The sequence below is a fragment of the Singulisphaera photorubra genome, from assembly GCF_045290345.1.
Lineage (GTDB): Bacteria > Planctomycetota > Planctomycetia > Isosphaerales > Isosphaeraceae > Singulisphaera.
Genome location: NZ_CP155447.1, coordinates 10,501,686 through 10,514,063, shown reverse-complemented (window position 1 = coordinate 10,514,063; position 12,378 = coordinate 10,501,686). Strand labels below are relative to the sequence as shown.

13 protein-coding genes are annotated in these 12,378 nt (G+C 62.9%); 1 reads left to right on the top strand and 12 read right to left on the bottom strand.

What is annotated here, in order from left to right:
• Positions 1-65 precede the first annotated feature (65 nt).
• The 3 genes from V5E97_RS39260 to V5E97_RS39250 form a co-directional block, all read right to left on the bottom strand.
• Positions 66-203 (bottom strand): hypothetical protein, encoded by a 138-nt coding sequence (locus V5E97_RS39260; RefSeq protein ID WP_406696993.1) that lies wholly within the window; start codon positions 201-203, stop codon positions 66-68.
• 118 nt (positions 204-321) lie between these two features.
• A complete protein-coding gene (locus V5E97_RS39255) occupies positions 322-696 on the bottom strand; it encodes a DUF983 domain-containing protein (RefSeq protein ID WP_406696992.1) in 375 nt (124 codons plus the stop codon).
• Positions 697-730: 34 nt separating this feature from the next.
• Entirely contained in the window at positions 731-1,702 is a 972-nt protein-coding gene (locus tag V5E97_RS39250) for a cupin domain-containing protein (protein ID WP_406696991.1), read from the bottom strand.
• Between the two features lie 264 nt (positions 1,703-1,966).
• On the opposite strand from V5E97_RS39250, the gene V5E97_RS39245 reads away from it, so the two are divergent.
• Positions 1,967-3,604 (top strand): sigma-54-dependent Fis family transcriptional regulator, encoded by a 1,638-nt coding sequence (locus V5E97_RS39245; protein WP_406696990.1) that lies wholly within the window; start codon positions 1,967-1,969, stop codon positions 3,602-3,604.
• 368 nt (positions 3,605-3,972) lie between these two features.
• Here the strand turns inward: V5E97_RS39245 and V5E97_RS39240 are convergent, their stop codons facing one another.
• From V5E97_RS39240 to V5E97_RS39200, 9 genes are all read right to left on the bottom strand, one after another.
• Positions 3,973-4,677 (bottom strand): TPM domain-containing protein, encoded by a 705-nt coding sequence (locus V5E97_RS39240; RefSeq protein ID WP_406696989.1) that lies wholly within the window; start codon positions 4,675-4,677, stop codon positions 3,973-3,975.
• A gap of 434 nt (positions 4,678-5,111) precedes the next feature.
• Positions 5,112-5,450, bottom strand: coding sequence for an HPF/RaiA family ribosome-associated protein (locus tag V5E97_RS39235; RefSeq protein WP_406696988.1), 339 nt, complete (start codon positions 5,448-5,450; stop codon positions 5,112-5,114).
• Positions 5,451-6,596: 1,146 nt separating this feature from the next.
• Positions 6,597-7,007 (bottom strand): nucleoside diphosphate kinase regulator, encoded by a 411-nt coding sequence (rnk, locus tag V5E97_RS39230; RefSeq protein ID WP_406696987.1) that lies wholly within the window; start codon positions 7,005-7,007, stop codon positions 6,597-6,599.
• Between the two features lie 729 nt (positions 7,008-7,736).
• The gene (locus V5E97_RS39225; protein WP_406696986.1) at positions 7,737-7,985 is read right to left on the bottom strand and encodes a hypothetical protein; all 249 of its coding nucleotides are present in this window, start codon (positions 7,983-7,985) and stop codon (positions 7,737-7,739) included.
• Between the two features lie 21 nt (positions 7,986-8,006).
• Positions 8,007-8,309 (bottom strand): hypothetical protein, encoded by a 303-nt coding sequence (locus tag V5E97_RS39220; RefSeq protein ID WP_406696985.1) that lies wholly within the window; start codon positions 8,307-8,309, stop codon positions 8,007-8,009.
• Positions 8,306-9,067, bottom strand: coding sequence for a hypothetical protein (locus tag V5E97_RS39215; protein WP_406696984.1), 762 nt, complete (start codon positions 9,065-9,067; stop codon positions 8,306-8,308). Before V5E97_RS39215 ends, V5E97_RS39220 begins: the two co-directional genes overlap by 4 nt.
• A gap of 162 nt (positions 9,068-9,229) precedes the next feature.
• Positions 9,230-9,418 carry a hypothetical protein gene (locus V5E97_RS39210; RefSeq protein WP_406696983.1) on the bottom strand — a complete coding sequence of 63 codons (189 nt, stop codon included), beginning with the start codon at positions 9,416-9,418 and terminating at the stop codon, positions 9,230-9,232.
• On the bottom strand, positions 9,415-10,452 hold the full coding sequence (locus V5E97_RS39205; protein ID WP_406696982.1) for a WD40 repeat domain-containing protein: 1,038 nt from the start codon (positions 10,450-10,452) through the stop codon (positions 9,415-9,417). Before V5E97_RS39205 ends, V5E97_RS39210 begins: the two co-directional genes overlap by 4 nt.
• A 390-nt stretch (positions 10,453-10,842) precedes the next feature.
• Positions 10,843-12,285, bottom strand: a complete 1,443-nt coding sequence (locus V5E97_RS39200) for a sigma-54-dependent transcriptional regulator (protein WP_406696981.1) — start codon at positions 12,283-12,285, stop codon at positions 10,843-10,845.
• Positions 12,286-12,378 lie beyond the last annotated feature (93 nt).

The window sequence follows — 12,378 nt, the reverse complement described above, 5'->3', positions numbered from 1 at the left end:
TCCTCATGCTCCAAGTGTCGCCCGGTTGGCCCGGCCGAAGTCTCAAGGACTGGCTCGCTCCGGGTTTATCGCTGAGGATTGTCCTTGGAGTTCTTGTTTGTAAAGAGGAACCAACCTCGTCCCAGGATTCCGATGGCGAGGAAGCACCACCCGAAAAGGAACAAGACGAACAGGAAGCCACCGATATAAGTCAGGTAGTTCATCGACTTTGACTCGATTCGCGGTTCGAAACCATCGGTTCTGGTCACACGCTTCAGCCAGGGCGGCCTCACCGCATCTCCTGCGGCAAATCTCGAAGAGGCAACGCGTGGCGGGCCAGGTTCAGTCACCCGCCCCGTCCGGGTCGAAGTAGCGGTCGAAGTGGATAAAGAGAATCCGGGAGTAGCGGAAGACAGCCGGGGCGAGCGGAAGGAAACAGGCCCAGACCACGAGGGTAATCCAGTGGAGGGGCCAGGTTGGGGCCAGCCAGAGTTTCCCGAGCAGGACCCCGGCCGCGATGATCGGGATGCCGAGGGCGTAACTGAAATACATCGCGCCGGTGAAGTAGCCGGGCCCGCGTTCGAACTTCACGTGGCAGACGGGGCAGCGCTCGTTCATCCGGAATGTCCCGTCGAAGACCCGCCCCTCGCCGCACTCCGAGCAGCGCTGACGGAGGATGGCCCGGAGACTGAAACGGTGATTTGAGATCGTGACCATCGTGTTTCTCTTCCGCAATAAAGGGGACCAGAGATCATTGAGGTCGGTGAACCGTTCGCGTTCCAGGACGGTCCAGGGGGGACTCAAAATGGAACTGGCCGAGCATGGCGTGCAAGTCTGCATCCGGGGCCAGGCCGCTGAGCGCCGAGCGTAAATCCAGGATTTCCAACGGCAACAGGTGAGCCTCGAATTTTGAGTTATTGATGTGAGCGAACCATGTGCCCGGCGAATTGACAATCGCCGAGGCTGGATCCCAGTCCACGCGCACCGGTTCTATGATACGCCCACGGCCGTCAAGTCGCTTGCCGATCAGCGTGGCGCCGCCGGGTTGGCAGTCGAGGATCAGATGCAGGGTTGTCGATCGGGAGAGCTGAGCGGGGCGGGTGTAAGCCCCTGGCAGCACGTCGACCATCGAGCGGAGCCCGGTGGTCTGATCGAACGAGCGAACGCTCAGAAAACTCCAGGGACTGGGCCCAGGATCGGACGCTTCGTCGGTCGGTGAGACATTTCGTCCCTCGGGCCGAACGATCGTTGGTTCGAATTTCGGTCGGGGGGCGCCCGTTTCCATCGCGCTGCGTAGTGGCTCGTCATGGACCCAGAACAAGGCGGAATCCTCGGACGCCGCATGGATCGCCGTCTGACCGGAAGGCAGGAGGAAAGAATCTCCGCGGCGCCATTCCGTAGCCTGATCGCCGGTACGGCTACGACCATGGCCGCGGAGAACGTAATAGAACTCCGCGGTCGCGTTTGCATGAGTGGCCACGGGTTCCCCGGGCCGGAGGCGGATGAAGTTCGGATTCAAGGCCAGGCCGGCCGTCGCCGAATCCGGGCCGTCGAGTTTCCTCCCTGATTCTAGAGGGATCACTCGCGACGGACCATCTTCATGGAGGCTCCGAGGGAAAACCGGGTAGGGACGAGGCGACTTTCCCCCCGCACCGACGAGGTCGACAATCTTTCCGGAGCCCACCTCCCTCTCGTCGATCCGGCTGGCCCAATGAGCGGACATCACGCGATTCCCTCGAGGTCAGAACGGACGAGACGAAGCCTGGAAACGAAGCTCGCCCGTGGTTCGGTCTTCGTCAGAAGAGGAGAATGCACGGAACGTGCCAATGACTTTGGTTTGCAGTAAGTCATTAGTGGATCATTGGTTGTGTTGAACTATCGGGGGCCGTTGGAATCGTGAAATCGTTGAAATGCACGAAATCTCGTGTTTTTCTGACGAGATTTCGTAGAGTCAGGAGATCGAGGACGAGGGTTTGCGAGTATATCGATGCGGATTGAGCCGATTCCTGGAATTGGGCCGTACCGACGGCTCCTGCTGGACATGGCCCAGGAGCGATCGGTCGAGGCCTTACTCCATCTGATTGTCGATCGTCTGTCCCAGCTTCCCGAAGCGGCGTTGGCTCGGGTCTGGCTGCTCGATCGAGGAGACATCTGTCCGACCTGTCCGATGATCGCTCAGTGTCCGGATCAGACCGCCTGCTTGCACCTCGTCTCGAGTGCGGGGCGATCGCTCGAGGACGAGAGGGATTGGTCCGGACTGGGCGGCCGGTTTCGCCGCTTTCCGATCGGCGTTTACAAGGTCGGGTTGATCGCCTCGCGCGCCGAGGCGATCGAGGTCCCCGACCTTCAGGAGGACGGGACGTGGCTGGCCGATCCGGGTTGGGCTCGTCGGGAGCGGATCCGTGGTTTTGCCGGCCAGCCTTTGCTTCATCGGGGGCAAGTTCTTGGCGTCTTGGGGGTATTCCTCCGAGCCCGCCTCGACGGCGATCTACTCGTCTGGCTCCGGATGATCGCCGATCATGCGGCGGCCGCCATCGCGAATGCTCGGGCCTTCGAGGAGATCGAGCGGCTTCGCAATCGGGTCGAACTCGAAAACGTCTACCTCCGCGATGAGGTCAAGGCCGCCTCCGCGTTCGGGGACATCGTCGGCAACAGCCCTGCTTTGAGGGGGGTTCTCGAGCAGGTCGACCTGGTCGGTCCGACCGATGCCGGCGTCCTGATACTTGGGGAATCGGGCACCGGCAAGGAACTGATCGCGCGGGCGCTTCACGAACAAGGGGGGCGGCGCAACGGTCCGATGATCAAGGTCAACTGCGCCTCGGTTCCGCGAGAGCTGTTCGAGAGCGAGTTCTTTGGCCACGCTCGGGGCTCTTTCTCAGGCGCCGTGCGCGACCGCATCGGCCGGTTTGAGTTGGCTGCGGGAGGGACGCTCTTTCTTGATGAAGTGGGCGAGATCCCGCTCGATATGCAGGGGAAGCTACTGCGAGTCCTGCAGGAGCGGACGTTCGAGCGGGTCGGCGAGGAGCGATCCCGCACGGTGGACGTGCGGATCATCGCGGCGACGAATCAGAATTTGAAGGCGGAAGTGGACGGCGGCCGGTTCCGCCAGGACCTTTATTATCGGCTCTCCGTCTTTCCGATCGTCGTTCCGCCGCTCCGGGATCGAATCGACGACGTACCACTTCTGGCGGCCCACTTCATGAGGCTGAGTTGTCGGCGGCTGGGCATTCCCGAGTGTCTGCTGAGCCCGGCCCATGTCTCCGAACTGCAAAGCTACACCTGGCCGGGGAACATTCGGGAACTGCAAAACGTGATCGAGCGGGCCGCGATCGCCTCACGGACGGGTTTGCTTCGTCTCGACCTCCCTGCCTCGGTGAACGCCCGAACGCCACAGCATTCCGGGGCGTTCGGGGCAGAACCGAAGGGGGCCGGCTCTCCCATCGCGGCGGGCCGATTGTTCAGCTACGCCGAGGTGGAGTCGCTGGAGCGTGAGAATCTGCTCGCGGCGCTCCGCTTTACCCACTGGAAGGTCTCCGGCAAAGGAGGGGCCGCGGAATTGCTCGGGGTCAAGGCGACGACGCTCGCCTCGCGAATCAAGGCGATGGGAATCCAACGCCCCGACTAGGCTGAGCGAAGCCGTTGGCTCTGGCCTTCCTGCGTTTTTTTTTCTTCTGGGTGGCTACGGTTATTGAACATTCAGCCCCAACGGGGGTCTTTCCAGTCAGCCCGGGGGTGCCCACGGGTTCCGTACACGCGGAACCCGTGTCGATCAGGCGAGGCCCCGGCTCACAGGTTCCCGGTCCGGAATCCGTGGCCCCAGGGTCATCCGGTTTGCGGCCTCAATCGGCTCCCCGCAAACCAGGCTCTCGTCTCGCTTTCTCGGAGCGTTACCCCCCGGGCTGACTGGGAATGCCCCCGTTGGGGCGGAACCAGGAGTCGGTTCCCTGCTTTCTCCACTGAGTGTACGACCCGAACGAAAACCGCTCGAGCGTGTTAGTGAAGCTGCCCCAGGGCTTGACCTGGCCCACAGCTATGTCGACCTCTTAGCACCGTCTCGCGGGGGCGCAGTGACGTGCGTTGCCGGCGCTTTCTCCTGTCTTCGTCGGTTGTTCCCATCTGGAGTGCCACCAAGACGGCCAAAAGTGCGAAGAGGATTGTCGCGGGGAACATCACATCCCGTGCGTTCGATTTCGGTTTGGTGGCGGATGCGTTGGCCAGCGTGGTTCCGATCGTCCGGACCCCTTTTTCGAGCCCGCCGTTTGCGTCGCCAGCCCGGAACGGCCCGAGGAAGGCCTCACGAATGTTGGCGCGGTCCGGTCCCGTAAGGAGTCCGTGCGCCTTGTTGAGGCCGACGACCACGGCAGCGTCTCGCTCCTGGCGGGCCATCAGAATGTAGATCCCATCTTTCCCGAGCGGGCGTGCTCGCCGCAGGGCCGCGTCGTTGATCGGCTCACCATCGAGCGAGTCGACTGTCTCGACCAGGATCAGGACGCGGTAATGGTAGCGGAATTGTCTCAGGGCCTCGCGTGCCCCTCGTTTCACCTGCTTGTCGAAGACCCCTCCTCGGTCGTTGATTTCTGGGGGCACCTCGTAGAGTGCCGAAGTCGCGGCGACGACCGGTACCGCGCTCATGTCCCATGACATCTGAGCGAACAAAATCCAGGGGAGGACGGTCAAGCAACCAAATCGCGCGTACATTTGTTGTGTCTCCTTCAGCCCAGAGAGAGGGTCGAAACACGTTATGTCGAACACGGATCCAGCAAGGAGGGCTCCGGCTTGCGCCGGATACAAAGGTTCTTAATCAAAGGGCATGCCGAAGCATGAGTACTCCGCAATGAGACCCAATTTGGACGTCCATAGGTAATGCCTCCAACGGGTTACGATCTCGAGTCGTTGCGACTCGGGCGAACGGCGTCCCTCGAATCCAGGGACCCGTCTGGCTGTCTGACGCCCCGACTGGTCGGAGAACGACCAGACGGGGCGAGATCCAGCCCAGCTCTGTTCAGCTCGGTTCTCACCTGATTTGCTCCGCCGTGGAGCGGATTGAGCGTGGGCTCTGGGCCGGTCACACGAGTCACGATCGAGCCGGCGTTTCCTGGCCGGGAGCACCACGCGGTTCAGCGGCTAGATGGTCAGTAGGCCGCCACTGGCATCTGGATCTCTCGGCGGCGGCGTCGCCGCTCCAGGGTGCGTCGGACCGACCGCCCTGCCCGCTTCGCCGCGTCGGCGACGAGGGCGAATGGGTCGTCTCCCGAGCCTTCGACCATGACCACGCCTCTGGGGACCAGAGCGATGGAAATCCGGCAGTGCTTGTCGATCCCGCCACGTGGTCCGTTCACGTCGGAGATCCGTACCGCGAGCCGATCGATCCGGGCCGCGAACCGCCCCAGGGCGAACTGCAGCCGACGCTCGATGTGATCCTTCAGTTCGTCCTGCAACTCGTAATTCATCCCACGCATTTCCAGTTGCATGTCATGCGCTCCAATCTAAAGATGCTCTCGTGAAGTCGTAATGGTTGACTGGGCGGTGAGTCGGGCTGATGTTGCCTGCCTCCTCGTTGCCCTGCTTGCAAGCTTCACGAGAATTTCCGTCTCGATGTCACGGTTCGTGAGGCCGAAGTGGCGAACTTGTCCGGCTTCAATTGCCGGGCCGTTCGTTGCCGGGTTCTCATGCCGGCTGATGACACTGTCGGTTAGCTGGCCGTTTGTGGTGTTCATGGTCTTGCTTTGCAGTCCTTATCGAACGCCATCGGCCGGGGCATCTCGCCTCCTCGGCCTCCCAACGTCGGGATTGAGCCGTCGGGCGAGCAGGCGACGGCGGCCCTTTTTGAGATTCGTCAGACGTCAAGTTCTTGGTGCGATGCGCGGGGGAGCCGCTTGCGCTATGCCCCGCCGGCACATAACACGTCCACTCCGACCGGTGGCACTTGCCATCGATCCTTCATCAAACTCCTCATGTGTGACGGCGATGCCCTGATTGATTTAGGGGCCGGGTGATGTGCGCCCTCACACGATATACCTTGATAAGCGATTGCGATGCCAGGAGCGAAAGTTTATGGTTTGAAGTTGATTTGGTTTGCTGTATCTTGTGTCAGGAAAATGGGTTGTGGAAAATCAAGTGGCTTCGCGGAGGAAGGGTCGGATGGGGTCGGAACGAGCCGATCGCGTTCCGTCCTGATCGCCGAGCGGTCCGCCTGATCGGTGGCCGACCAGGGTAACCGTTTGATGCGAATACCCAGTGGTAGGTGGCCACTCCCTGGGGAGGACCTGAAGACTCACAGGGGAGTTCCGCTGGATGATTTCTCGCGTTGCGGACGGCGTTTCGCAACCGCTCGTGGCTGTGGATGAGGGGCCGTCGTCACGCCAAGGCTGGAAGTGCCAGCCGACGCGTTTCCGCGGCGGCGGGGCGTGTGGAAGGCCCCGTCGGCGGCATCCAGCGCGGGTGAGGTCGGGATGGAGTTAACGGCCTGGCGAAGGTCGCCCGGCTTGGACGCGGGGACCAGAACTCGGCCGATCGCCGATCGGGCGTCGGTCCTGAGCAGAGGAGTTGAGTTGTTGTCTCAGCAAGCCCACGAAGGAACTCCGTGGTTCTCAAAAGAACGGCAAGTGCAGACGCGGTCAGAGTTCGTAATTCCCCGCGGCTTCCGGTTGATAGATGACCTTGGCGACGCGCCAGCGTTTCCTGCCCATCGGCACCTCCCAATCGAAGACGTCGCCGACCCGATAGCCTAGCATGGCCGTTCCCAGCGGGGCCGTTACCGAGATCTTCCCCTCGTCGGCATCGGCGTCTTTCGGGAATACGAGCGTATAAACTTCCTCCTCCGAAGAGTCGATTTCGACCAAGGAGACGGTCGAGTTCATCGTGATCACGTCGGCCGGTATTTCCTGCGGGGTGACCACGACGGCGCGGTCGAGTTCCGCTCGGAGGGCGTCGAGATAGTCGTTCACTTCTTCGTCTCGTGGCAGTTCGAGAAAACGGTTCAAGCGATCGCGGTCAAACTGCGTGATATAAATTTTCTTGCCGTTCATGATCTAACCTCGAACTTGGTCGGCGCTAACTGTTTCGCGGCATCCGCGCACGCCCTCTGAACCTGGTCAGATGCCGTGAGGGATCGGTCAGGCGGCCGGTCGCACGTTGCTTCGATACTTGTCATGATAAAGTGGCTAGGGCTGGGTTGTCGATGCCCCGGTGCGGCTCGATTCCGATCCGCGAGTCCCAAGCCTTACGAGCCGATCAGGCCCGGCGAAGCATTGGCTGAGAGTGTGAGCGCGGCCGCAGGCTTGCAGGCCCTGGCCCCGTTGTCCGTTTCGCGTACGCGGCAGGGGTCGTCCCCCTCGCCCTCGGCCTTCTCAACGCCTCGAGGGATCAGGGGAACGGTGATACGGTAGCGTTTGTCGATGCCTCTACGAGGCCCGTTGACGTCGGGCAGGCGGAACGTCGGCCGGCTTGATCCGGGATGTGACCCGCCTGTCACAAGCGAAATGTCGAGGCATGATGATGTGGTGATGTAACCGTTTTTGGGTTCATGCCACTTATTTATGGTGGCGTGTCGCCTGTTCCAATTGATGAGTCGCCAGGGCTCATGAGGTCAACAAAGCCGGCCGAGACTCGGCCGGCTCGCACCGAGAGGACTGTGGTGCCTGGGAGGCAACCGTCCTCGGTGCGGAAACCGTCGAATTCGGCCGGCTCAATCTTGCCAGGGTTCCCCGTGCGGAGTGATCGGCTTGTTGGCACGGGGATGCGGTGTCGATCGGGCGTCAGACGCCACTGGTGGCCTCGTGATCCAGCCAGTTCTTCAGCCGCTGGATCGCGTCTTCGTCTTGTCGCTTGAGGGTGCGCCAGTAGCCTTGCAGGGTAAGTCGGCCCGCGGCCTGGGCGATGTACCGGTCGTAGCGCCGGAGCTCGGCGAGTCGCCGCTCTCGCTCTCGGATCAGGGCGATGAGGTGAGGCGCACCGATATCCGAAGTCTCCCGGGAAATTGCCTTATCTTGGATGTTCGCAGACATGGAAAACCTCCTGGCAAGGACTCATGAGATGTTGGAAACGCCCGAGGCGGCCACGACGCCACGTTCGGCCAACCGCCGCACAGGTTTGGCCTTCCGGAATGCTCGAACGTCTGAGAGGGCAAGTGCGATCCCCTCACGCCTCCCTCGGGCTTGAGCGAAGTCGATCGCATCGACAAGCTGGTTCGAGAGATGGGCCGCCGCGTCGGCGAGCGATCGGCCTTCTCCTCGAATCTCCGGGTAGTGTCGGTGATGGATTTGGGTATGGCGAATGTGCATCCAATACCCGTCGGTAATGACGATCGAAGCGTCTGGGGTGAGTGTCATTTGCGTTGCCTACTCAAGATGTGGGATTTCGTTTTGTCTCGCTCCGCCTCGGTTACGGCCCATCGGCTCATTGGCTCTGAGACGGCAGCACACCTGGTCCTCACACACGCCCGCAACCCCAAGACAGGAAGTGCCTCATGGAGTCGCTCCAGGGCGCGTTGGACGGTTGGCCCCTGGAATGGCCGGAGGGCCTGCGCCCGAAGCACGCCGTGGAGCGTGTGGGTGAACTCCGGCCGCAGGGCCACGGCTCGGCGGACCCGGACGCGACCGTTCCGATCATCCACCAGGGTGATCCAGAGTGTGGCCCAGAGCCGGGCGTAGGTCCTGGGAGTGAGGGCGATCGATGCGGGCACGACCCGCTTGGCCGGTGCCGTGAAATACCAGTGATAAGGACGAGCCCATGCCCAGGGCATGGTCTCGCCGAATCGAGCGCCGAGGACGAGGAGTGGTCCCTCGACGACGAGTGCGAACTCGGCCTCGGCCTGGGCCACATCCGTTTCGTGGTGGCCCGCCACGCCGGAGGTCGTCAGGGCGAGCCGATGACGTCCCAGGCGGTACTGGTACGCCGCCCCTTCCGGCCAATGGATGCGCGCCGGCGTGTGCAACCAGGCCGGCGGGTTCTCGGCGACGTGGTGATCGCTCACCGTGGTGAACGCCTCAGCCGGGTCGGGCCGGAATGGGTAGATCCTTGCCGTGTCCCGTCGCTTCAGCCGATCTTCGAGTCGGTGGATCTGCTCAGGATTGTCATGACTTTTCATGATGCCCCCCGTGGTCTTCGCCGTTGACCGGTCCAGTCGTAGCCCCTGCGTGCAAGTCGCACGAGGATCTCGGTTTCGATGTCGCGGTTCGTGAGATCAGAACGGCGAACCGCCTCGCTCTGTCTTGGCTTGCCGTCCATCGTCGGGTCCTCGAATCGGTTCCTAGAACGGTCCGTCAATCCGGCGATCATGGTGTCCATGGCGTTGCTCGGAATCCTCCTCGAGCGTTTGGGGGTACGATGGCGGCTGATCCATTCCGCCACCGTCGTCTTCCCACCGCGGCAGGCACGCGTCGTTGTCGTCGCAGATCACGCATTCGAGGTGGGGATGCGCTTGGTTGAAGCCGCTCATGGTGAGTCCTTTTTGCCAATGAAATGTCGTTGGCTCAGGGCGGCTTCCCGGTCCAGCGCTTGGGCCGCATCCCAGATCCGCACGGTCCCGTCGAGGCTCCCCGAGGCGAGCTGTGAGCCGTCGGGGGAGAACGCGACGGAATAGACGTTGCCGGTGTGCCCTCGGAGTGTGGCCAACTCCTGGCGCGTCGCGACATCCCAGAGCCTGATCGTTTGGTCGTGGGAGCCGGTGGCCAGGACCGTTCCGTCGGGCGAGAACTGCGCCGCGGCGACCCAGCCCTCGTGGCCGGTGAGCGTTGCCATTTCCCGTCCGGTGGCCACGTTCCATAGCTTCACGGCCCTATCGAAGCCGCCGGTGGCCAGGGTCGTGCCATCGGGGGAGAAGGCCACTGAGATGACTCCGAATCCGTGGCCGATCAAGCGGTTCCGTGGCTTAGGGACGCGACTGGTAGTGAGGTCCCACAGCCGGATCTCCCCGATCTGCTCGACGTCCGCCGGCTCGGTCATGGCCGGCACCGTCCCGGTGGCCGCGGCCAGCAGCTTGCCGTCGGGGGAGAAGTCCAGAGACCAGATCGGACCCTGGTGGTCCAGCAGTCGCGCCAGCTCCTGGCCCGTGCTGACTTCGCAGAGCGACACGCTGCGGGTGTCTCCGTTGGCCGCCGCCAGCATCAACCCATCGGGAGAGAACGCGATCGCATCGAGCTTGCCTCCCTCCCGAATCAAGGGACGCCCCCTGCCCCCTTCCAACGCCCAGAGAGTTACGGCACCGAACGGCGCACCGTCGAAGCCTGTGCCCAGGCCCGCGATCGCGCTGCCGTCGGGGGTGATTGCGATCGCCTCGACCTCATCCCATTCGCCTCGGAGCGTCCGCTTCAGTTTGAGAGCACCGCTGCCGGTGTCCCAGAGCTTGATGGTCCCGTCCCAACTTCCGCTGGCGACGGTCTCACCGTCGGGGGTGAACGCCACCGAGGTCACGACGTTGCTATGGCTGGCCTGACGGATTGCCCGTGGCATGGGCTTGATCGAGAGTGTCATGGCATTGAAGTCCTTTGATTCGTTGGGTTGCCAGTGGTCGGACGGCCGATTCAGCGCGCGGAGGTAACGCACTCGCTGTGCCTTGGAAGGCACGGCGCGTGTCGACCCCGCCGGTGGCTTTCGCCACCACGGCCATTCAGCAAATCCATTTCAAAATGACGGCGAGGCTCGGCCTGCTGCCGTGGGACGATTGAGGTGCACCTTCAGATGCAAGACTCTCTATCGCGATTGCGATGCCAGAGCTGAGAGAGAGTCGCTTGTTCTTTTTGGTGCTTGTTTTAACTTATTGTTGTTAATGGGTTTGCGTTGTAATGCAATGGGGGTGGGAATGAAGCTGAGGGTCTCGTTGGATTCGACAGTGGCAGTAAAGCCACTGGGCGTCCTGGTCCATTAGTAGCCCGTCTGGTCATTGCCCGACCAGACGGACCGATCGATTCGGATGCCGAGTGTCCGGATCTTGGTTCGTAGGCTGCCACGTGTAATTCCGAGCAGCTTGGCTGCCTGCACCTGATTGCCCCCGGTGTGGCGCAGGACACGAGTCACCAGGGACCGCTCCATCAGCGCGAGCGCCTCGGCGTACAGGTCCTGCGAACCCACGCGGAGGCGATCGTCGAGGAACCCTTCCCAGTCGATGGGGGCCGCGGCCGCGCCCGCGGATTCCTCCTCGCCGCGAACCGAGGGGGGCAGGAAATCGGCGACGAGGACTGGCCCCTGCGCCCGCAGGAGCGCCTGCTTGAGGACGCTTTGCAACTCTCGGATGTTGCCGGGCCAAGGATGGCGCCTGAGCAGTTCCATCGCCTCTGGGGCGATCCGAACGACCGTCTTGCCCAGTTCGGGGCTGAACCGTTTGAGGAAGTGTTCGACGAGGAGCGGCAGGTCGTCGGCCCGCTCCCGGAGCGGCGGCACGTTGATGGTGACGATGCCCAGGCGGTAATAAAGGTCGCCGCGGAACTCCCCCGCCGTCACCATCTGCGCCAGGTCGCGGTTGGTCGCGGCGATGATCCGGACGTCGGTCCGGATCGTCTCGTTGCCGCCGACACGCTCGAACCGCCCGTCCTGGAGCACCCGGAGAAGCTTCGACTGGGTCAGTGGCGTCATGTCGCCGATCTCGTCCAGGAACAGCGTCCCGCCTGAGCATTGCTCGAATTTGCCGATTCGCTTGCGGTCGGCCCCGGTGAACGCGCCCTTCTCGTGCCCGAAGAGCTCACTTTCGAGGAGGGTCTCGGGAATCGCGGCGCAATTGATGGCCAGGAACGGTCCGGTGGCCCGGCGGCTGTGCTGGTAGACGGCTCGAGCGACCAGTTCCTTGCCCGTGCCGCTGTCGCCCAGGATCAGGACCGCGAGGTCCTGGGGCGCAACCAGGCCGATCGCCTTGTAGACCTCCTGCATGGCCGGAGAGCGGCCCACGATGACGTCGGCCGGGGCCTGGGCGAGGACCTCGTCCGTGACCACGGCGGGGACGCGCATCAGCCGACTGATCTCCGCGGCGCGTTCGACCTGCTCCCGGACCCGTCCGACGTCCAGGGGCTTGAGCAGATAGTCGAACGCCCCCATCTTCATCGCCTCAATGGCCGTCTCGGTCGTCCCCTGGCCCGTGATGAAAATGACGGGAATTCGTGCGTCGATTTGCCGGATCTGTTGGAACACTTCGAGGCCGAGCATGTCGGGCAGGTTCAGGTCCAGGACCACGACGTCGGGCCGGTTCTGGGCGACGAGTTCCAACCCCTCGGCCCCATCGCAGGCCGTCAGGAGCGTGTCGGCCGGGTCGTCGAAGGCGCGGCGGAAGGCGTGGAGGATGGAGAGTTCGTCGTCGATCACCAGGATGGTTGCCATGTCCGCCCTCGAAAAGGTTCCCGGGCTTGAGTTGGAGCTTCAAGCCCGAGCGCTCACTGAGTCCTCAACGTCATCGTACGCTCCGGGAAAACC

Excerpts from the sequence above, each read along its gene's own strand:
- V5E97_RS39260 (WP_406696993.1), bottom strand. The coding sequence starts at position 203 with ATGAACTACCTGACTTATATCGGTGGCTTCCTGTTCGTCTTGTTCCTT.
- V5E97_RS39255 (WP_406696992.1), bottom strand. The coding sequence starts at position 696 with ATGGTCACGATCTCAAATCACCGTTTCAGTCTCCGGGCCATCCTCCGT.
- V5E97_RS39250 (WP_406696991.1), bottom strand. The coding sequence starts at position 1,702 with ATGTCCGCTCATTGGGCCAGCCGGATCGACGAGAGGGAGGTGGGCTCC.
- V5E97_RS39245 (WP_406696990.1), top strand. The coding sequence starts at position 1,967 with ATGCGGATTGAGCCGATTCCTGGAATTGGGCCGTACCGACGGCTCCTG.
- V5E97_RS39240 (WP_406696989.1), bottom strand. The coding sequence starts at position 4,677 with ATGTACGCGCGATTTGGTTGCTTGACCGTCCTCCCCTGGATTTTGTTC.
- V5E97_RS39235 (WP_406696988.1), bottom strand. The coding sequence starts at position 5,450 with ATGCAACTGGAAATGCGTGGGATGAATTACGAGTTGCAGGACGAACTG.
- rnk (WP_406696987.1), bottom strand. The coding sequence starts at position 7,007 with ATGAACGGCAAGAAAATTTATATCACGCAGTTTGACCGCGATCGCTTG.
- V5E97_RS39225 (WP_406696986.1), bottom strand. The coding sequence starts at position 7,985 with ATGTCTGCGAACATCCAAGATAAGGCAATTTCCCGGGAGACTTCGGAT.
- V5E97_RS39220 (WP_406696985.1), bottom strand. The coding sequence starts at position 8,309 with ATGACACTCACCCCAGACGCTTCGATCGTCATTACCGACGGGTATTGG.
- V5E97_RS39215 (WP_406696984.1), bottom strand. The coding sequence starts at position 9,067 with ATGAAAAGTCATGACAATCCTGAGCAGATCCACCGACTCGAAGATCGG.
- V5E97_RS39210 (WP_406696983.1), bottom strand. The coding sequence starts at position 9,418 with ATGAGCGGCTTCAACCAAGCGCATCCCCACCTCGAATGCGTGATCTGC.
- V5E97_RS39205 (WP_406696982.1), bottom strand. The coding sequence starts at position 10,452 with ATGACACTCTCGATCAAGCCCATGCCACGGGCAATCCGTCAGGCCAGC.
- V5E97_RS39200 (WP_406696981.1), bottom strand. The coding sequence starts at position 12,285 with ATGGCAACCATCCTGGTGATCGACGACGAACTCTCCATCCTCCACGCC.